This window comes from Cognatiyoonia sp. IB215182 (assembly GCF_033963905.1).
Lineage (GTDB): Bacteria > Pseudomonadota > Alphaproteobacteria > Rhodobacterales > Rhodobacteraceae > Yoonia.
On the sequence record NZ_JAXBMB010000003.1, the window covers coordinates 235,080 to 253,053 of the forward strand.

Below are 17,974 nucleotides of genomic sequence, written 5' to 3' on the forward strand. Positions count from 1 at the left end.
GCTAGTCCTTGAATTTGCCTCGGCGCCACGCCCAGATCACACCGGCAATGTAAACCAGATTGATCGCCACCAATGTGACCCATACATAGGTCAGCAGCGCCGCAACCAGCACCATTGCACCCAACAGCACAAAGGGTACGTTTTCGCGCGACACTGTCAGCATTTTGAATGAATAGGTGCGCATGGTGCTGATCATTAACACCCCGATGAAGGCCGTCCAGAGCGCTACCACGACTGGCGGAATGATCGATTCATTTGCGAAAAGAAACGAGATGAACATCGGCATCAGAACCAGCATGGCCCCTGCCGGCGCCGGTACACCGATAAAATACTGCGCCTGCCGTTCTCCGTCGTGGGTCTTGGCGGTCACGTTAAACCGTGCCAATCGGATTACGCAGCAAAGCGCAAACACAAGCACCGTAATCCAGCCTGCACTGCGCATGTCCTGCAACGCAAAGAGGTAAAGGAGCAACGGTGCGGCGACGCCAAAGTTCAGGAAGTCCGCAAGTGAATCGAGTTCCGCTCCCATCTTGCTTTCGCATTTCAGAAGACGTGCGAGGCGCCCATCCACTGCGTCAAAAACGCAGGCCAGCAAAACGAGCAGCACCGCCTGTTCGTAGTTGCCCTGAAACCCAAACCGGATGGCCGTCAGCCCCGCGCAAATGGCCGCAAGCGTGACCAGATTCGGCAACAGCGTGACAATCGGGAGTTCTGAACGTGGGGAGGCTTGCTGCACCATGGCTCAGGCGGTGCGTCCATCACGGGGTGGCTCGTCCGATTTGAGGTCGGCAAGCACTGTCTCCCCAGCAATCATCCCCTGCCCGACTGCGACAAGCGGCGCGACACCCTCTGGCAGATAAACATCCAGCCGCGACCCAAACCGGATCAGACCGAACCGTTCACCCGTTTCCAATGTCGCCCCCTTTTCAATAAAGCACACAATGCGCCGGGCCACCAAACCCGCGATCTGCACGACTGCGATCTGCCGTCCATCCGCCATCTGCAGGCAAAGCGAGTTTCGCTCATTGTCTTCGCTCGCCTTATCAAGCGAGGCGTTGAAGAACTTGCCGGGCCGATAGGCGAGCGCCGCCACCTCGCCCGCCACCGGCGCACGGTTCACATGGCAGTTGAAAACATTCATGAACACGCTGACACGGGTCAGCGCTGTATCCGGCATGCCCAATTCCGCAGGCGGCACCGCTTTTTCAATGAGTGAAACAACGCCATCGGCCGGGCTGACGATCAACCCATCTCGGGTCGGTGTCGTCCGTTTGGGGTCGCGGAAGAAGTAATAACACCAGATCGTTAGGCCTACGCCGATCCAACCGAGCACATTCCAGATCCAGAAGAGGACGAATGTGATCGCAGCAAAGATCGCCACGAACTTCCGACCTTCCGGATGCATCGGTTTGATGAATGTTGCGAGCATGTTCATGATGTTGGAGAGCAGTTCCTTTTCCCGACTGAATCTCGGCACTGGCAACAACTGGCGCGAACCTGACAGAGGGAAAAAGGCGGTGCAAGTGGCACCGCCCTCAAAACCGTTGTCAGTTCAGCAGGTTCGGTACAATCGTCACCACACTGGGGAAGAAGGCGAGCAGCAACAATCCCACAACCTGAATAACGATAAACGGCATCACACCCCTGTAGATCTGCCCGGTCGTGATCGTCTTTGGTGCCACGCCGCGCAAATAAAACAGCGCAAAGCCAAAGGGCGGGGTCAGGAAAGATGTCTGCAGGTTCACCGCGATCATGATCGTCACCCATTTGGGATCAAACGTGCCGCCATAGATGACCGGCCCGACAATGGGGATAACGATGTAGATGATCTCAAGGAAATCGAGCACGAAGCCGAGGACAAAGAGAACCAGCATGACGAGCAAGAAGACCTGCCATTCATTGTCGAATGAGCGCAGGAATTGCTGGATGTAATGCTCCCCGCCGAAAGAGATCAGCACGAGGTTCAACAGCTGTGAACCGATCAGGATGGTGAAGACCATCGACGTGACCTTCGCCGTCTCTCGCACAACGGGGCCGAGCACGCCGCCCGAGATCAGGACCCAGCAGGACCACAGGAGGCCGAAGAGCGAGAAGAGGAAGCAGCCAAAGGCAACAAGATAGGCGAGGCGGTTTTCGAACAGAACAACTTCCTGCCCAAGCCGCATGTCGAAATTCACCCCGACGATCAGCATGAGGACAATCGCACCCGCCGTCAGCATCACGATCCGGCCCGATTTGCCCTGATCCTTGCGCTTGCGATAGGTGGCGAGCAGGATGGCGCCCCCTGCCCCCAAGGCCGCAGCCGGTGTCGGGTTGGTGATCCCGCCAAGGATCGAACCCAGTACCGCGACGATCAGAACGAGCGGTGGGAAGACAACACGCAAGATCTCGTTTGATGCAAGGAAAGCTGCCGCCGGTTTGAGCCCGATATAGGTCACCGCCAACGGGATCAGGATCATCAGTGTGGTCCACCCCGGTGTGGTCAACGGCGATATCAGGATGATGTCGACCAGAAGCAGCAGACCAATCCCCACCGCACCGATGATCAACGGCCGGTGATCTGCAGTCGGCGCAACGCCGCGCGCAATGGCCAGCATCAGGCCCAGAAGCACCGCCGTGATCGCGATCCCTGTCCCAATCGGCGCCGCCGCGTCGACCTTTTCCAGAACCAGTGCCGCACGCTCTTCATCCGATAGCGCGCGTGCTTCGACCACGCCACCCGCCTCATCAATCGCGGCCTGCTCGGCCACCGCTTGGTCCCAGGCGGCTTGTCCGTGCAGCTCAATCATAGAGGCCTGGCAGTCCTCGCTCACCCGCGTGCGCAAAGATGCGGTCTGCCCCGCATCGGTGAAACTGTCGACGATCACCGATTGCGAGCCGACGATATTCACCTGCCCCAACCCGATGGCCAGGCCGATGATGCCCACAGGCACGGCCAGGAACCATGTGAAGCTTTCGTTGCGGGTGATGACCTCGCCCTCGCCGGTGCCATCAAGCTGGACGGGCGGTGCCTTTGACGGGTTGAACAGGGCAAAGCCAAACGCATAGGCGGCATAGAGCGCAGCCAGCATGATGCCCGGCAGCAATGCGGCCTGGAACAGTGTCCCTACTGAGACAACAGCCGGTTCACCCAGAAATGTGAGTGCGTCGGAACAGCCCGCAAGCTGCGCGCGGTCTTCCTGTGCCGCGGAATAAAGGTCCCCCGCGAGCGTGCCCAAAAGCACAATGACGATGGAGGGCGGAATGATCTGCCCCAATGTCCCTGATGCTGCAATCACACCGGTCGAAAGCTGTGGCGAATAACCATTCTTCAGCATCGTCGGCAGGGCCAGCAGGCCCATGGTCACCACCGTCGCACCGACGATCCCCGTCGAAGCGGCAAGGAATGCGCCCACGATCACGATGGACACGGCCAGACCGCCCGGAAGCGGGCCAAAGACCTTGGCCATGGTCGTGAGAAGCTCATCCGCGATCCGCGACCGCTCCAGCACGATCCCCATCATGACGAACATCAGCACCGCCAGCAGCGTCTCGATCGACTGGCCCGCCAGCACGCGTTCGTTCATGCGGTTGACCATGAAGCCGATATTGCGGTCGAGTGCGACTTCCCAGCCCTGCGGGAACAGCACATCCTCATATCGCGGCAATTCGGGGTATCGGAAAACCGAGATCGCGTCTGGCCTGACACCTTCGGCAATCAAGGCCGCATATTCGGCCGAATTCGTATCGACAGCGGCATGGATCAACAGCCCCGCACTGTCGAGGGCCGCGATGATGGCAAAGGATATGACTGCCGAGCCGCTGATGGCAAAGGCAACCGGGAAACCGGACAGGATCCCGGCAAACAAGGTCAGAAAGACGATAATGATACCGACTTCGATCCCATCAAGTCCGAATAGCATGGGTAAGCGTCCTTGGTCTTAGTGGATGTCAGCGGCAAGTTCGGCCGTTGGATCGCCAAGCTTGTCTTTGTCGAGGAACTTGCCCTCACTTTCGGGGCCCTCTTTCCACTCAAGATACGAGCGATAGAAGAACGCAACGGCCTGCAACAACACCATCAGGGTGAAGACGACCAGCAGAACCTTGAACAGGAAGTAAGCATTAAAGCCGTTGGGCGAGAAACCGATGGTTTCAATATTCCAGCGGACAGCGCGCGCCTGTGTCAGCAAACGATCAAGCGAGCTTGAGGCCGACGGGTTCGGCACCACCAGATGCCGCCACATGAAGAACCAACCGTAAAGCCATGTGATGATCGCGGCGGGCACCATAAGGACCAGCGATCCGAACATGTCGATGACACGTTTGGCGCGGTAGCTGATCGCGGAATAGACAAGATCGACGCGCACGTGGCCGCCCTGCACGAATGTGTAGGCCGCACAGAGGCAGACGATCATCGCGTTGTAGAATTTCAATTCTTCCGACCACCAACTGACATCCTTGGTGAAGGTCACGCCAAAGCCGATGCCGATCTCAGAGACGGCAAAAACACGCTGCATGAAGATGATGACGATCTGCTGCAGCACCATCAGAAGGCCCGCCCAGGCCGCGGTGCGCCCGACGATGTTGGCAAAGCCCTCAAGGCCCCGCACGCAGCCCCACATGAAGCGGTTGTTGATGAAACCGATGATCGTGACGATCAGGAAGATGACAAGGACAACAAAGAAGAACTCAACCGAGGCGCCGTAATAGATAAAGCGCATCAGCGATTGCTTGACCTCCAGGTCGTCCATTGGTGCGTTGATAAAGGGCAGCCAGGCGAGCCAAAGCTGCGGGTTCAGGAGCGCGTAGAAGATGTTGTAGAACGCTTCGAGCAGGTTGCCCAAGATGAATTGCCACCAGCCGGAGGCCTGAAAACTGTCAAGACAGCTGACCGTATCCTCCACCGATGCGCGGAAAAAACCGCTGCACGTGATCTCTTCTTCCATGATCCCCCCTGTCGTCTAAGGCTCCACCCCAGCCCGTGACAGATGATTATTTTTTGGCTGAAAGGGCCCGCTTTTGCGGACCCTTTCCTTGTTCGTTTTTGGCGCTTAGCCCATAACACGGTCGCGCTGTGCGCGGTAGGCACCTTCAGACTGGGTGATCCAACCAGAGGAGGCTGCCATGGAGGCGTTATAGCTGGCACGGATACGATCATAGATGTCGTCACCGTTATACTGGTCCAGCGTTTCGCGCGCTGCGGCACCCATTGCGTCCCAAACGCTGTCGGGGAATTCCAGAACCTTCACACCACCGGCCTGCAGACGTTGCAGTGCGGCACCGTTATTGTTCATGAACTGCGCAAGGTTCCACTGATGCGCTTCACCCGATGCGATCTCCACGATTTTCTGGTGCTCGGGGCTCAGGCTCTCCCACACATCAAGGTTTGTGGCGAGCGACAGGGCCGCACCCGGCTCGTGCATACCAGCGGTGTAGTAGAACTTCGTGATTTCCTGGAAACCAGCCTTTTCGTCCGCCCATGGTCCGATCCACTCGGTCCCGTCAATGGCACCGGATGCCAGCGCCTGGTACACTTCCGCACCGGGAAGGTTCTGCACCGACGCACCCATCTTGCCCAGCGCTTCGCCGCCAAGACCCGGCATGCGGAACTTAAGACCCTGGAAGTCTTCGGGGCCTGCGATTTCCTTGGCGAACCAACCACCGGCCTGAGGACCCGTGTTACCAGCAAGGAAGGATTTCAGACCAAAGATCGAGCCCAGCTCATCATGCAGCGCCTGACCGTCGCCCTGATAGTACCAGTTCATCAGCTCAATCGGTGTCATCCCGAATGGCACCGAGGTGAAGAACGCATAGCCCGGATGCTGACCGACAAAGTAGTAGTCGGCACCGTGATACATATCGGCCTGACCAGAGGTCACAGCGTCGAAAACCTCAAATGCGCCAACAAGTTCGCCGGCGGCTTTAAGGTCAATTGTCAGCGACCCACCGGACATCGCAGTGATTGTGTCAGCGGCGCGTTGTGCAGCATCATGCACACCGGCCAGGCCGCGACCCCATGTGGTCACCAGCGTCAGCGTTCGGTTGCCTTGCGCATAGGCCGGTGCGGCCAGCGTTGTCGCTGCGGCAGCCGTCCCGCCAAGTGCCGAGTTTTTCAGAAATGAACGACGATCCATAGAGTATCCTCCCGATTATTAACGTCTCAAGGGGAGCACGAAACCACGCCCCCCAATGGATTTCGTGGCGGCACCCTACTCTGCGGACTTGCAAGACGAAATACGCAGTACTGCGTAGATTTCGCATTTCTGTCACATTTTCTGACCGTTTATAGTGCGCATTGGCCCTGTTGACGCTGATCTGCCTTGAAAAACGGCGCCAGCCGAATTTGCGTCAAAGACGATTCCCGCGTAACGATCAGAGGATGACGGGACTCTTGATGCGACTGCGCGATTTCTTCAGCATCAGCTATGGCCAGAAGGTTTTTCTTTTGGCCACCTTGCCGCTGATCGTTGCCGTGTTCCTGATCTTTCTGGTGGTCACGTCACAATCGCGCCAATTGGCCGAGCGCGAAATCCAGGCGTTAGAGACACAACTGATCGAAACCAAACGCGCTGAGCTGAAGAACTATCTGTCCATCGCGCGTACTGCCGTCGTGAACACTTACGGCCGCGCCGCGCCCGACGATGAGGATGCGAAGCTTGCTGTTTCCCGCGAACTTGCCGCGATGCTTTATGGGCAGGATGGGTACTTCTTTGTCTTTGACTATGACGGCAACAACCTCGTCGCACCCCGCCAGACCTATCTGATCGGCAGAAACTGGACCGGGCTGGAAGACCTCAATGGCACGCCCATCACCGATGAGTTGATCCGGATCGCGCGGACGGGCGGCGGTTATCACAGCTTTGACTGGCCCAAACCCTCAACCGGGGCGACGGAACGCATGATCGTCTATGTCAACGGCCTGCAGGATTGGCGCTGGGTTATCGGGACGGGCGTTTTCATCGATGACGTGCTGGAAAACGTAGCCGCCGCGAGGGCCGATGTGGAAACACGTATTCAGACGACATCCTATTACATCGTTGGGATCGCCGTTGTGGCACTGCTTGGCGTCTTCATGACGGGCATGGTTCTAAATGTCCGCGAACGGCGACTGGCCGACGCCAAGCTGAAACAGCTCACGCAGCGGATCATCGACACACAGGAAGAAGAGCGTGGGCGGGTCGCACGTGAACTGCATGACGGGATCAGCCAGATGCTGGTCGGCGTCCGCTATGCGCTGGAGCTGACCAAGCGCAAACTTGCGAGCGATCCAGCAACCAGCAATTTGCTCGACAAAGGGATCAATGGGTTAGGCTCGACCATTCAGGAGGTGCGCCGGATCAGTCGCGACCTGCGCCCCGGCGTCTTGGATGACCTGGGCCTCGGCCCCGCCCTGCAGGCCCTGACCGAGGATTTCAGCACACGCACAGGTATCCAGATTGAATTTGAAACAGTCGTCTTCCGCAACCGGCTGGACCAAGAGGCGCGGATCGCCCTTTACCGGATCGCGCAGGAAGCGCTGAACAACATCGAACGGCATGCGCAGGCCGAGAATGTGTTCATCAGCATTAAGGGCCATCGCAACGGGGCGATGTTGCAAATCAAGGACGATGGCATTGGCATGATATGGCCCCGCCCTTCCCGGCGCGTTTTGGGCGGGCTAGGTTTGCGCAACATGCAAGAACGGATTGAACAATTGGGCGGGACCCTCCGCATCCTCTCGGCCCGGACGGGCAAAACCGGTACTGTCATAGAGGCACAGGTGCCGCTGACCCATATGCTCAGCCCGCAAAAGACAACCAAGGAAAGTGCATGACCACACGCGTTCTGATTGTTGATGATCATCCGATGGTGACCGAAGGGATCCAGGCAATCCTTGAAAGCTATGATGATATCAGTGTCGTGGGCACGCTGGGCAACGGGCAAGAGGCGGTGGATCGCGTCAATGAACTCGCCCCCGATGTGATCCTGATGGACCTCAACATGCCGGGTCTTTCTGGCCTCAACGCGACCGAGATGATCCTGGAAGAGCGGCCCAATACGCGCATTCTCGTCCTGTCGATGCATGACAGCCCTGAATACATCTCCACGGCCCTCAGCCACGGTGCACGAGGATATATCCTCAAGGATGTGCCCACCGATGAGATAAAGACGGCGATTGAGACGGTGATGGATGGGCAGGAGTATCTTTGCACCGGCGCCAAACGCGCGCTTCAGCCGAAAATCAGCGATGGGCGCGAGACGCTGACAAGCCGCGAACAGACCATTCTGCTCGAACTCGCCCAGGGCCAGTCCAACAAGGATGTGGCCAACACGTTGAATATTTCAGTGCGTACCGTGGAAACGCACCGCAAGAACATCAAACGCAAATTGGGGATCAGTTCAACTGCAGGGCTGACACGATATGCAATGGAGCATGGGGTGCTGCAGGGCACCGGTATTTGATCTGGCCGCCTGTTGAACGGCCAGACCGTCGTCACAGCTGGCTTAGTTCTCGACCGTCTCCCTGATGCTTTCGCGCACGATGCTGAACCACTCACCCGACAGCCGCAGTTCTTCCAGCCCTGCATTCAGGATCGGCAAGGCCTCATTCGCAATCGGGTTGTTCTTGGAGACAAACACGTGCGACGTCACCGTGCCGCGCAGCGCCTCAAGCGTGGTGATCTGATCGGTCAGCCCGGCATTTCTGGCGTCTTCTTCGGCGGGAAGCGCATCATAGGTGACGATATCGACCTCTCCGGTAACAAGAAGCGGCCAGCAGCCGTTTTGCTCGACGGTGGTAATATAGTCCACATTTGGCGGGGTTAGACCTTCGGCTTCGAGATCAAAGGTGAACCAAGCCTCTGGCCTGCAGATCCGCGCCCCGATCAGGTCGTCATAGCTGTCGGCAGCCGCATAATCACTGCCGTTGAGCGTGTAGAAATCGACGAAAAGCTCATAGAAAGGCTCGGAGTGATTGAAGTCAGTGCAGCGATATGCGCTTGCGGGTGAAAGGTTCTCGACCCGGTCGCAATTGGGCCGGAACCACGGGAACACCATGTCAATGGCGCCTGAGGGCAGCAGCGTTTCAAGATGCGACCCCCAATCATTGATGAAGACCAGCGTGTATTCCTGATCAGGGTTCCCCAATTGCATGGACCGGTCCACCATCTGGGTGATCATGCCACCACCCGGCAAACCTTCATCCGTGAAGGGCGCATATCCTGTGGCCGTCGCGATGCGAATGGGGCGGCTCAGCTCAGCGGGTTGGGCTGCGGCCAGTGGCGTTGCGGGTCGCACGACCGAAGCTTCGGCACCTGGTAAGGACCCATCGGCGCAAGGAATCTTGATCACCTGCCCCACCTCAAGCAGGTTTGGATTGGCCAGTACATCGGTGTTGGCGTTAAACAAAAACTGAAACCCACCCGGCACATCGGCGGTACCGGCAATCCCACTTAGCGTATCGCCACGGACGACCGCGTAGGAGGAACAGAGTTCTTGCGCAGCCGCTTGCTGTGGTGCACCGCCCAAAACACCCAATGCAAGCGCGACCCCCGCTGTCCCGGTCATCAAGACAGACAGGTATTGGTTTTGTACTTTGAGGGGATGTTTTTGCGTCATACGCATGTCCTTTCCGATCAGCGTTTCCATGATTGCTACTATTGGGCGAAAAATGGCGAAATGTTGACAAGTCTGGCCGAGTCACCGAGAGCGAGGCACGTTTTCTAGGCTTTGCGCGAAGTGTCGCCACTCTGATGAATTCTTGGGCTCGCGTTTCAAATCTTCACGATTGCGCGCACCCCTTGAATTCGCACCCATTCAGCGTCTTGTTGGCACGATAACCGTTTGCCGCAGGAGCGCCCCGATGACCACCTACACACCCCCAAAAGTCTGGACCTGGGACGCCGAGAGTGGCGGCCGGTTCGCCAATATCAATCGCCCCATCGCCGGTCCAACCCATGACAAGGACCTGCCCGTTGGCGAACATCCCCTACAGCTTTACTCGCTGGCAACACCCAACGGGGTCAAAGTAACCGTGATGCTTGAAGAGTTGTTAGCCGCCGGGCATGACGCGGAATACGACGCATGGCTGATCAATATTCAGGAGGGTGATCAATTCGGGAGCGGCTTTGTGGGTGTGAATCCCAATTCCAAGATCCCCGCCTTGATGGACCATGGCACTGGCAGCCGCGTGTTTGAGAGCGGCGCCATTCTTTTGTATCTCGCCGAGAAATTCAGGGCATTCCTGCCCGAAGACCGCGCAGCGCGAACCGAAGCCCTGAACTGGCTATTCTGGCTACAGGGCAGCGCGCCCTATCTGGGCGGCGGTTTTGGCCACTTCTACGCCTATGCGCCTGAAAAGTTCGAATACCCCATCAACCGCTTTGCGATGGAGACCAAGCGGCAATTGGATGTGCTCGACCGGCAATTGGCCGACAATGAATACATTTCAGGCGACACCTATACGATTGCCGATATGGCCATCGCGCCTTGGTACGGCACGCTGATGCAGGGTACGATATATGACGATGCGGCGACCTTTCTTGACGCGCAATCCTACAAGAATGTTGCCCGCTGGACTGATCTTGTGACCGAACGCCCCGCCTACAAGCGTGGCAAGATGGTGAATCGCGCCTGGGGCGAGGAAAGCGAACAATTGCGCGAACGGCACGACGCGTCCGATTTTGAGACCCGCACATGGGACAAGATCAAACCGGCCGAAGAGAGCAACGCAGACGAATAATGGCAGGATTGGGGCAAAATACCCCGATAAGGCGCGCAATCCCGCCGATGCCGTAAGGTCCATCAGGAAACACTTGTGAGAGAGGGCGCAATCGGTGCCACTGACGGTAAGAGGCCTCGCGGGGGCGGGCCGTTACGAACCGGATGTGAGCCATGCAACTGACCGAGCTTTTTGCCGCCCTCTCAAGCGATCCTGAGCAACTCAACCGCAGTATCCTGCGCATCTTTCACTTTCTGGGGCTGACGCTCGGATTGGGTGCTGCGACACTGCTGGATCTGATGATCATCCGTTTCTTTCTGGGCCGCGTGACCACGGAACAAACGTTCGAGATGTTCACGTTTCTGGCCGACCTCGTCTCAGCCGGGCTCAAGCTGCTTTGGGTGACGGGCTTGGGTTTCCTGATCTTCTATTGGTTCTATGAGCCTGTGAAACTCGGCAATGAAAAAGTCTGGGCGAAGATGGTGATCGTGGGTATCCTGACCATCAATGGCTATTTCATCCATCGCAGTGTCATCCCCTTCATTCATGGGCAGATCGGGCATCGGATGCTGGACGGCGTGTCGCTCCCCCGCAAGATCGTCTTTGTGACGATGGGCATCGTCTCGTTTGTTTCGTGGTACGGCCCGTTGATCATCGCAAACCTGTCACCGCTGAATTTCCAGGTCCCGATGCTGCAGATCCTCGCCCTTTACGGGATCGTGCTGTTCGCCGCACTCACAATTGCCCATGCCATTTTGTTCGGCAGCCAATTGGCCGAACTGACGCGACACCTTTTCCTGCGGCGCAGCCGTTACCTCTAGCCGGACTTCTTCCGCGAACTGGCCCGCGATTCCGCAACATACGCCTGGAACCGGGCGCGACCTGCATCCTTCGCCTGATAAAGCGCCTGATCCGCCTTGTTGAGCGCGTGCAGCACATGATCATCTGCCTGCATGATGACGCCCCCGACCGAGGCGGTGACGACAAATTGCACATTGTCATCCTTATACCGGACGCCGCTTGATATGTCGTGCCCCCAGACCTTCATGCCGTCGGCCCCCGCATCCTGAAGAAACACGGCAAACTCCTCTCCCCCCAGACGACCGACCAGATCGTCCTTTCGCAAACTGTCGCGCAGCCGGGCGGCCATGAGCAGCAGCACCTTGTCGCCGGTGATGTGACCATAGCTGTCATTGACCGATTTGAAGTAATCAAGATCGATCATCAAAAGCGCGCCCGGCCCCGCCTGCTCCAAAGCGGTCAGAAACGCGCGCCGGTTCATCAGGTTTGTGAGCGGATCGGTCGCCGCCAGCTTTGCCAATTCGGTATGTAGCCTGTCCATATGCGCAAGCAGCGCCAAGCCCGCCAGCAGCAATGGCGCGGCCATGATGGTCGTGACGATGTAATGCTCAAGCGGGGCACCCATCGCCGAAGGTTTCCAGAACCATTCGACAATATAGACGATGACCGCCGTGACAGCGCCCCAGAAGGCGATACCCACTGGCCAATGCCACCAGCTTTTGGGGGCAACGATCTGAACGATCTTGGTCATATATGCATTTGTGGACGTCATTCGCGCAGGATAGGCCAAAGCACCTAAAATACGTTGAAGAGCGCAAGGCACAGACATCGAAAGAAAATTGCGGAAACCTGCCCGTGCGCGACATTTTCTCCACGTAAACGGTTGACCACAGATGCCACCCGCATTAAGGGTACTGCCACGCAAAGGAACCCTGATGAAGAACGTCGTACTAATCGTAGGAAACACGCGCATGGGCCGGTAACGGTAAGACCATAACGATCCCATGCGCCCCCGACACAATCGGGGGTTTTTTTGTGACCGAGACACCAGAGAGCGACAGGACGCGAGACAGATGAGCAAAGCCATGACGGGCGCAAAAATGGTCGTACAAGCCTTGATTGATCAGGGCGTGGAGGTCGTCTTTGGCTATCCCGGTGGCGCGGTCCTCCCGATCTATGACGAAATCTTTCAGCAAAACAGCATCAAGCATGTACTGGTCCGCCACGAACAGGGCGCTGTGCATGCCGCCGAAGGCTATGCCCGCTCCACCGGCAAGCCCGGTGTCGCGTTGGTCACCTCGGGCCCTGGTGCCACGAATGCCGTCACGGGTCTGACGGACGCGCTGATGGATTCCATTCCGATCATCGTTCTGACCGGTCAGGTCCCCACATTCATGATCGGCTCTGACGCGTTTCAGGAATGTGACACCGTCGGTATCACGCGTCCCTGCACCAAGCATAACTGGCTGGTGAAGGAAACCGACCGTCTGGCCCCCACCCTGCATGAGGCGTTCCATATCGCAACCTCGGGCCGTCCTGGCCCGGTTGTCGTTGATATCCCCAAGGACGTGCAGTTTGCCACCGGCAACTACACCGAAGCCCGCCAGGTTGAGACCCACTATAACCCGCAGCTCAAAGGTGACATGGAAAATATCACCGAGCTGGCCAAGGCGATGGAAACGGCGAAGCGCCCGATCTTCTATACGGGTGGCGGCGTGATCAATTCCGGCCCTGCCGCATCGCAATTGCTGCGTGAACTCGTGGCCGCGACCGGTTTTCCCATCACATCCACCTTAATGGGGCTGGGCTGCTATCCAGCATCCGGTGAGAACTGGATCGGCATGCTGGGCATGCATGGGCTCTATGAGGCCAATATGGCCATGCATGATTGCGATCTGATGATCAATATCGGCGCGCGGTTCGATGACCGGATCACCGGGCGGCTTGACGCGTTCAGCCCTGGATCCACCAAGGCACATATCGATATTGACGCCTCCTCGATCAACAAGGTGATCAAGGTCGATATCCCGATCCTGGGCGATGTGGCCCATGTGCTGGAAGACCTCTTGAATGTATGGAAATCGCGCGGGCGCAAGACCGACAAAGAAGCGGTGCAGAAATGGTGGCACCAGATCAATGACTGGAAAAAGGTCGATTGTTTGGCATTCAAACAGGAAGGCAAAGTCATCAAGCCGCAATATGCACTGGCGCGGTTGGAAGAGCTGACCAAGAAGCATGACCGCTACATCTGCACCGAAGTGGGCCAGCACCAGATGTGGGCCGCGCAATATCTGGGGTTCGAGGATCCGAACCGCTGGATGACCTCCGGCGGACTTGGCACAATGGGCTACGGCTTCCCCGCCTCGATCGGCGTGCAGATGGGCCACCCGGACGCACTGGTCATCAACGTGGCGGGCGAAGCGTCCTGGCTGATGAACATGCAGGAGATGGGGACGGCCATGCAATATGGGCTGCCGGTGAAGCAGTTCATCCTGAACAACGAACGGCTGGGTATGGTGCGCCAATGGCAGGAGCTTTTGCATGGCGAACGGTACTCCTCCAGCTGGTCCGAAAGCCTGCCCGATTTCGTCAAACTGGCAGAGGCCTTTGGCGCCAAAGGCATCATCTGCGATAACCCCGATGATTTGGACGATGCGATCATGGAGATGATCAACTACGACGGCCCCGTCCTTTTCGACTGCCTCGTCGAAAAGCATGAAAACTGCTTCCCCATGATCCCGTCAGGAAAGGCTCACAACGAAATGCTGCTGGGTGCCGATGCGGACACATCGAATGCAATCCAGGCCGGTGGTGCGGTGCTCGTCTGAGCCCGCACCCTCGCGACCCAGATGCGGGCCAACACAGCATGACAAGACCGCGCCTTTATCAGGCAATTATCTGGGTCAACATCCTCACCCTCGCAGTCATCTTCGCGACTTTTGTCTATTTCGGGGTTGATGCGCCCGAACGCGCGACATGCGTCACCCGCTTTATCGACTTTCACGCGATTTGGGGGACAGCGCGGATCGCACTGGATGGGCAGCCGATCCTCGCTTTTCAGCGTGATGTGTTGGAACAGGCTTATTCCGCCTGCGAGCAGGTCAATATGTACTGGCTTTATCCAGCACCGATGGTTCCACTTGTCATGCCATTCGGCGTACTGCCTTTCATGGTGGCCTTCTACACCTTTCTGGCGCTATCAATTGCGGCACTGGCGCTGAGCATGCACCCCTATCTTAAGGGCAACAACACGGCCTTGCTGGCCTTCGTGTCCGCACCGGCCTGGCTGCCCGCGATTGTAATCGGTCAATTCACTCTCCTGTGGTGCGCAGGTCTTTTGGCGGCGATCTGGGCGATGCGCGCTGACAGGCACATCGTCGCGGGCTGCTTTATCGGGTTGCTGACGCTCAAACCCACATTGGGACTATTGGTGCCGGTCATCCTGCTGGCAGATCGGCGTTATGTGACCATTGGTGCGGCCATTGTGACAACACTTGTCCTGCATGTTGGCGCGATTGCACTATATGGGTTTGATTACCTGACCGCCTGGATTGAGGCATCGCGCACGCATGGCGCATCGCTTGCAGAAAATCTGGCGATGCTTGACGCGATGGGAAGTGTGGCTGTGTTGGCGGCAAAGCTCGGGGCACCCTCCGACGTTGCCTTGTTAGCCAACACAGGCGTTCTTGTTGGTGCGGCGGTGATCTTGTGGGTCATCTGGCGACAGTTCGGCGCCCGGTCGGACGGGGCCTGCGCCGCGCTTTGTGCCGCCATCCCCTTGTCGACACCCTATCTTTGGCACAACGATGCGGCGTTCTCTGCACTGGCAGCCCTCTTTCTCTATCGCGCAGGATTGCACAAGCGACACCCAGGCTGGTGGATCGTTATCGCGCTGTTGTGGGTGGGTCCGGGCCTGACCATCTGGAACAGCTACACGCTGCGGATGGATTGGATAAGCCCTCCTCTCATCGATCCGGCAATACTGTTTCTTGGATTTGCAGTCAGTGTTTTACTCCTCCGCATGCCCAGCCCTCAGCCCTTCGAGCGGCAGGAAGGTGTATGAGATGTGGGAAGACGGGCCCGGTCGCTGCAGTATCTGCAATATGAGGCATCTGCGGGTGAAGTTGCAGCTAAGACCGACTCACAATTCCCCTCAAAGCCATAAAAAAGCACGTTTCGCGGTGCAATGCAGGCAAAGCGCACCTGCTGTACCGGCCTACTCACATGTCAACACACTCTGAAAACTCTGCGAACCTGTCGCCCCATCAACGCTATTACCTGCTTGCTTGGGTTAATGCGATCACGGTTCTGATTATGGTCGCGACCTTTGTCGTGACCGGCATCGATGTGCCCGGGCGCGACAATTGCGTGACAAGATTCGTCGATTTCCATGCGATCTGGGGCGCGGCACGCCTCGCGCTTGAGATGAACCCGATTGCTGCGTTTGAGCGTCAAACGCTCGAACAAGCTTATTCGGCATGCGAACAGATCAACATGTTTTGGCTTTATCCTGCGCCAATGGCCGTTCTTCTGACACCTGTTGGCGCGCTGCCGTTTCTGCCGGCCTATATTGGTTTTCAGGTGCTCTCGCTTGGTCTTCTGGCACTCGCCGTCCGGCGCTACTTTCCCAAGGATCGGACCGCGCTGATCGCCATCGTCTTTGCACCTGCCTGGTTGCCCGCATTGATGGTCGGGCAATTCACCATATTGTGGTGCGTCGGATTGTTGGCCGCGATCAGCGCGATGCGTCAAGACCGCCATGTTCTTTCGGGTGTCTTGATCGGCTTGCTGACGTTGAAACCAACGCTGGGCTTGTTGATCCCCGTGATTTTGCTGGCCGACCGTCGATACGGGACGATCATATCAGCCATCATTACTACGGTGATCCTGCATCTGGGCGCGACGGCACTCTATGGTTTCGATTACTTCACCACCTGGATTGCGGCGTCCGGCAGCCATGGCGCCTCACTCAGCACCAGCGTCACAGAGAGCGCTTCGATGGCAAGCATCGCCGCCTTTGCGACACGTCTCGGTGCGTCACCGGCACTTGGTATCGCCGTCAATATGACCTTGCTTGCATTTGCAGCTGCTGCACTTTTCTGGATCTGGCGCAAACAGGGGGCGCAGTCGGATGCGGCCTGCGCGGTTCTGTGCGCGGCTATCCCTCTGTCGACACCATATCTTTGGCACTACGATGCGGGCTTTTCCGCATTGGCCGCGATGTTCATCTATCGGGCGGGCACGCAGGGATGGCATGCACTGCACTGGGTTTTACTGGGTATCGTCTGGGCGGGCCCGGGTATCACGCTATGGAACACGTATTTCTTTCACCTGCCTTGGGTTTATCCGACCATTGTCGTCCCCCCGGTCCTGCTGATCGGCTTTGCATTCGCACTTTGGCAGGTTAAACAACGGCCGCTACAGCCCGAAACCGAAAAGGTTAGAAACGATGTCACCGCTTAAGATCAAAAAGGGCGCGACGAGCCACTCCGCCTATAATCTGCGCCCCACGTTCTCGGACCGGGAAGAGCAGCATACGCTGGCCATTCTGGTGGAAAACGAGCCCGGTGTGTTGGCGCGTGTCATCGGGCTATTCTCCGGGCGCGGCTACAATATTGACAGCCTCACCGTCGCCGAGGTGGACCATTTGGGGCATCGCTCCCGCATCACCATCGTCACCACCGGCACGCCGCAAATCATTACGCAGATCAAGGCGCAACTGGGCCGGATTGTGGATGTTCACAAGGTCAACGACCTGACTGTTGAGGGGCCATCTGTTGAACGGGAATTGGCGCTGTTCAAAGTCGTCGGCACCGGCGATCACCGGATTGAAGCGATCCGTCTAGCCGATATTTTCCGCGCCAATGTAGTCGACAGCACGCTGGAATCGTTTGTCTTCGAGATCACAGGCACATCGGAAAAAATCGATGCCTTCGCCGAACTCATGCAGCCGCTTGGGTTAGAGGAAATCGCCCGCACGGGCGTCGCCGCCCTGTCGCGTGGCGCGGAGTTCTGATCAAAAGCCCGGCCGTAGGGAAGGAACGACCGGGCCCTCTTGCAACCCCTCGCATCCGATTGGGGCGTGACGCGAGGGGCGCGTCCGGCGCGCGATCAGAGGCTGATCGCGTGGCCACCGCACATCTTATTCTGGCAGCAGGCCAGCTTCGGTCGCCGCTGTGATCTCATCGGTGTCGAGCATGCCGTCACCTGAAACATCCAGCGTTGTGAAGTCTTCTTCTGTCATTTCAGGCATCACAGCCTGAAGTTCAGGAAAGCTGTACATCCCATCGCCGTTCACATCGATTGCGGCGTCCTGAGCAAAAGCTGGAACAGCCAGCGCAGTCAGAACAGCAAGTGGTGTCAGCAGCTTAGTCGTACGGGTCATTTTCGTTCTCCTATCTAGGACATGAAGAAGGCGGTGTTGCCTTCGCTACCCTAGATGCGCAGCGTCGCCAAGTTTTTCCAGATGCAGGGAAACAACCGCCCGGTTGCGGC

General features: G+C 57.7%; 16 protein-coding genes. 8 read left to right on the plus strand and 8 right to left on the minus strand.

The annotated features are described in order from the left end of the window. Window position 1 precedes the first annotated feature (1 nt). From pssA to SLH47_RS07400, 5 genes are all read right to left on the minus strand, one after another. Window positions 2–739, minus strand: a complete 738-nt coding sequence (gene pssA, locus SLH47_RS07380) for a CDP-diacylglycerol--serine O-phosphatidyltransferase (RefSeq protein ID WP_320238825.1) — start codon at window positions 737–739, stop codon at window positions 2–4. 3 nt (window positions 740–742) lie between these two features. Further along, window positions 743–1,477, minus strand: a complete 735-nt coding sequence (locus SLH47_RS07385; RefSeq protein WP_320238826.1) for a phosphatidylserine decarboxylase — start codon at window positions 1,475–1,477, stop codon at window positions 743–745. A 70-nt stretch (window positions 1,478–1,547) separates the two neighbouring features. Then, a complete protein-coding gene (locus tag SLH47_RS07390; RefSeq protein ID WP_320238827.1) occupies window positions 1,548–3,902 on the minus strand; it encodes a TRAP transporter large permease in 2,355 nt (784 codons plus the stop codon). Between the two features lie 18 nt (window positions 3,903–3,920). Next, a complete protein-coding gene (locus SLH47_RS07395) occupies window positions 3,921–4,925 on the minus strand; it encodes a TRAP transporter small permease subunit (protein ID WP_320238828.1) in 1,005 nt (334 codons plus the stop codon). A 105-nt stretch (window positions 4,926–5,030) separates the two neighbouring features. Beyond that, on the minus strand, window positions 5,031–6,113 hold the full coding sequence (locus SLH47_RS07400; RefSeq protein ID WP_320238829.1) for a TRAP transporter substrate-binding protein: 1,083 nt from the start codon (window positions 6,111–6,113) through the stop codon (window positions 5,031–5,033). 245 nt (window positions 6,114–6,358) lie between these two features. On the opposite strand from SLH47_RS07400, the gene SLH47_RS07405 reads away from it, so the two are divergent. Then, the gene (locus tag SLH47_RS07405; RefSeq protein WP_320238830.1) at window positions 6,359–7,792 is read left to right on the plus strand and encodes a cache domain-containing protein; all 1,434 of its coding nucleotides are present in this window, start codon (window positions 6,359–6,361) and stop codon (window positions 7,790–7,792) included. Beyond that, window positions 7,789–8,421, plus strand: a complete 633-nt coding sequence (locus SLH47_RS07410; protein WP_320238831.1) for a response regulator transcription factor — start codon at window positions 7,789–7,791, stop codon at window positions 8,419–8,421. The genes SLH47_RS07405 and SLH47_RS07410 overlap by 4 nt, the downstream gene beginning before the upstream one ends. Window positions 8,422–8,463: 42 nt before the next feature. Here the strand turns inward: SLH47_RS07410 and SLH47_RS07415 are convergent, their stop codons facing one another. After that, window positions 8,464–9,576, minus strand: a complete 1,113-nt coding sequence (locus SLH47_RS07415) for a LysM peptidoglycan-binding domain-containing protein (protein WP_320238832.1) — start codon at window positions 9,574–9,576, stop codon at window positions 8,464–8,466. 244 nt (window positions 9,577–9,820) lie between these two features. On the opposite strand from SLH47_RS07415, the gene yghU reads away from it, so the two are divergent. Both yghU and SLH47_RS07425 read left to right on the plus strand, forming a co-directional pair. Beyond that, window positions 9,821–10,699, plus strand: a complete 879-nt coding sequence (yghU, locus tag SLH47_RS07420; protein ID WP_320238833.1) for a glutathione-dependent disulfide-bond oxidoreductase — start codon at window positions 9,821–9,823, stop codon at window positions 10,697–10,699. Between the two features lie 152 nt (window positions 10,700–10,851). Next, the gene (locus SLH47_RS07425) at window positions 10,852–11,499 is read left to right on the plus strand and encodes a hypothetical protein (protein ID WP_320238834.1); all 648 of its coding nucleotides are present in this window, start codon (window positions 10,852–10,854) and stop codon (window positions 11,497–11,499) included. On the opposite strand, the gene SLH47_RS07430 is transcribed toward SLH47_RS07425, so the two are convergent. Then, a complete protein-coding gene (locus SLH47_RS07430) occupies window positions 11,496–12,230 on the minus strand; it encodes a GGDEF domain-containing protein (protein ID WP_320238835.1) in 735 nt (244 codons plus the stop codon). The two genes, SLH47_RS07425 and SLH47_RS07430, sit on opposite strands and share 4 nt — an antisense overlap. A 322-nt stretch (window positions 12,231–12,552) precedes the next feature. Between SLH47_RS07430 and SLH47_RS07435 the strand changes: the two genes are divergently transcribed. The 4 genes from SLH47_RS07435 (at window position 12,553) to ilvN (ending at window position 17,495) form a co-directional block, all read left to right on the plus strand. Then, window positions 12,553–14,307 carry an acetolactate synthase 3 large subunit gene (locus tag SLH47_RS07435; RefSeq protein ID WP_320238836.1) on the plus strand — a complete coding sequence of 585 codons (1,755 nt, stop codon included), beginning with the start codon at window positions 12,553–12,555 and terminating at the stop codon, window positions 14,305–14,307. Window positions 14,308–14,345: 38 nt separating this feature from the next. Then, window positions 14,346–15,542, plus strand: a complete 1,197-nt coding sequence (locus SLH47_RS07440; RefSeq protein WP_320238837.1) for a glycosyltransferase family 87 protein — start codon at window positions 14,346–14,348, stop codon at window positions 15,540–15,542. Window positions 15,543–15,703: 161 nt separating this feature from the next. Continuing rightward, window positions 15,704–16,942 carry a glycosyltransferase family 87 protein gene (locus SLH47_RS07445; RefSeq protein ID WP_320238838.1) on the plus strand — a complete coding sequence of 413 codons (1,239 nt, stop codon included), beginning with the start codon at window positions 15,704–15,706 and terminating at the stop codon, window positions 16,940–16,942. After that, window positions 16,929–17,495, plus strand: coding sequence for an acetolactate synthase small subunit (gene ilvN, locus SLH47_RS07450; protein ID WP_320238839.1), 567 nt, complete (start codon window positions 16,929–16,931; stop codon window positions 17,493–17,495). Before SLH47_RS07445 ends, ilvN begins: the two co-directional genes overlap by 14 nt. A gap of 126 nt (window positions 17,496–17,621) precedes the next feature. On the opposite strand, the gene SLH47_RS07455 is transcribed toward ilvN, so the two are convergent. After that, the gene (locus tag SLH47_RS07455) at window positions 17,622–17,864 is read right to left on the minus strand and encodes a hypothetical protein (protein WP_320238840.1); all 243 of its coding nucleotides are present in this window, start codon (window positions 17,862–17,864) and stop codon (window positions 17,622–17,624) included. Window positions 17,865–17,974: the final 110 nt, after the last annotated feature.

Excerpts from the sequence above, each read along its gene's own strand:
- pssA (WP_320238825.1), bottom strand. The coding sequence starts at position 739 with ATGGTGCAGCAAGCCTCCCCACGTTCAGAACTCCCGATTGTCACGCTG.
- SLH47_RS07390 (WP_320238827.1), bottom strand. The coding sequence starts at position 3,902 with ATGCTATTCGGACTTGATGGGATCGAAGTCGGTATCATTATCGTCTTT.
- SLH47_RS07395 (WP_320238828.1), bottom strand. The coding sequence starts at position 4,925 with ATGGAAGAAGAGATCACGTGCAGCGGTTTTTTCCGCGCATCGGTGGAG.
- SLH47_RS07400 (WP_320238829.1), bottom strand. The coding sequence starts at position 6,113 with ATGGATCGTCGTTCATTTCTGAAAAACTCGGCACTTGGCGGGACGGCT.
- SLH47_RS07405 (WP_320238830.1), top strand. The coding sequence starts at position 6,359 with ATGACGGGACTCTTGATGCGACTGCGCGATTTCTTCAGCATCAGCTAT.
- SLH47_RS07410 (WP_320238831.1), top strand. The coding sequence starts at position 7,789 with ATGACCACACGCGTTCTGATTGTTGATGATCATCCGATGGTGACCGAA.
- SLH47_RS07415 (WP_320238832.1), bottom strand. The coding sequence starts at position 9,576 with ATGACGCAAAAACATCCCCTCAAAGTACAAAACCAATACCTGTCTGTC.
- yghU (WP_320238833.1), top strand. The coding sequence starts at position 9,821 with ATGACCACCTACACACCCCCAAAAGTCTGGACCTGGGACGCCGAGAGT.
- SLH47_RS07425 (WP_320238834.1), top strand. The coding sequence starts at position 10,852 with ATGCAACTGACCGAGCTTTTTGCCGCCCTCTCAAGCGATCCTGAGCAA.
- SLH47_RS07430 (WP_320238835.1), bottom strand. The coding sequence starts at position 12,230 with ATGACCAAGATCGTTCAGATCGTTGCCCCCAAAAGCTGGTGGCATTGG.
- SLH47_RS07435 (WP_320238836.1), top strand. The coding sequence starts at position 12,553 with ATGAGCAAAGCCATGACGGGCGCAAAAATGGTCGTACAAGCCTTGATT.
- SLH47_RS07440 (WP_320238837.1), top strand. The coding sequence starts at position 14,346 with ATGACAAGACCGCGCCTTTATCAGGCAATTATCTGGGTCAACATCCTC.
- SLH47_RS07445 (WP_320238838.1), top strand. The coding sequence starts at position 15,704 with ATGTCAACACACTCTGAAAACTCTGCGAACCTGTCGCCCCATCAACGC.
- ilvN (WP_320238839.1), top strand. The coding sequence starts at position 16,929 with ATGTCACCGCTTAAGATCAAAAAGGGCGCGACGAGCCACTCCGCCTAT.
- SLH47_RS07455 (WP_320238840.1), bottom strand. The coding sequence starts at position 17,864 with ATGACCCGTACGACTAAGCTGCTGACACCACTTGCTGTTCTGACTGCG.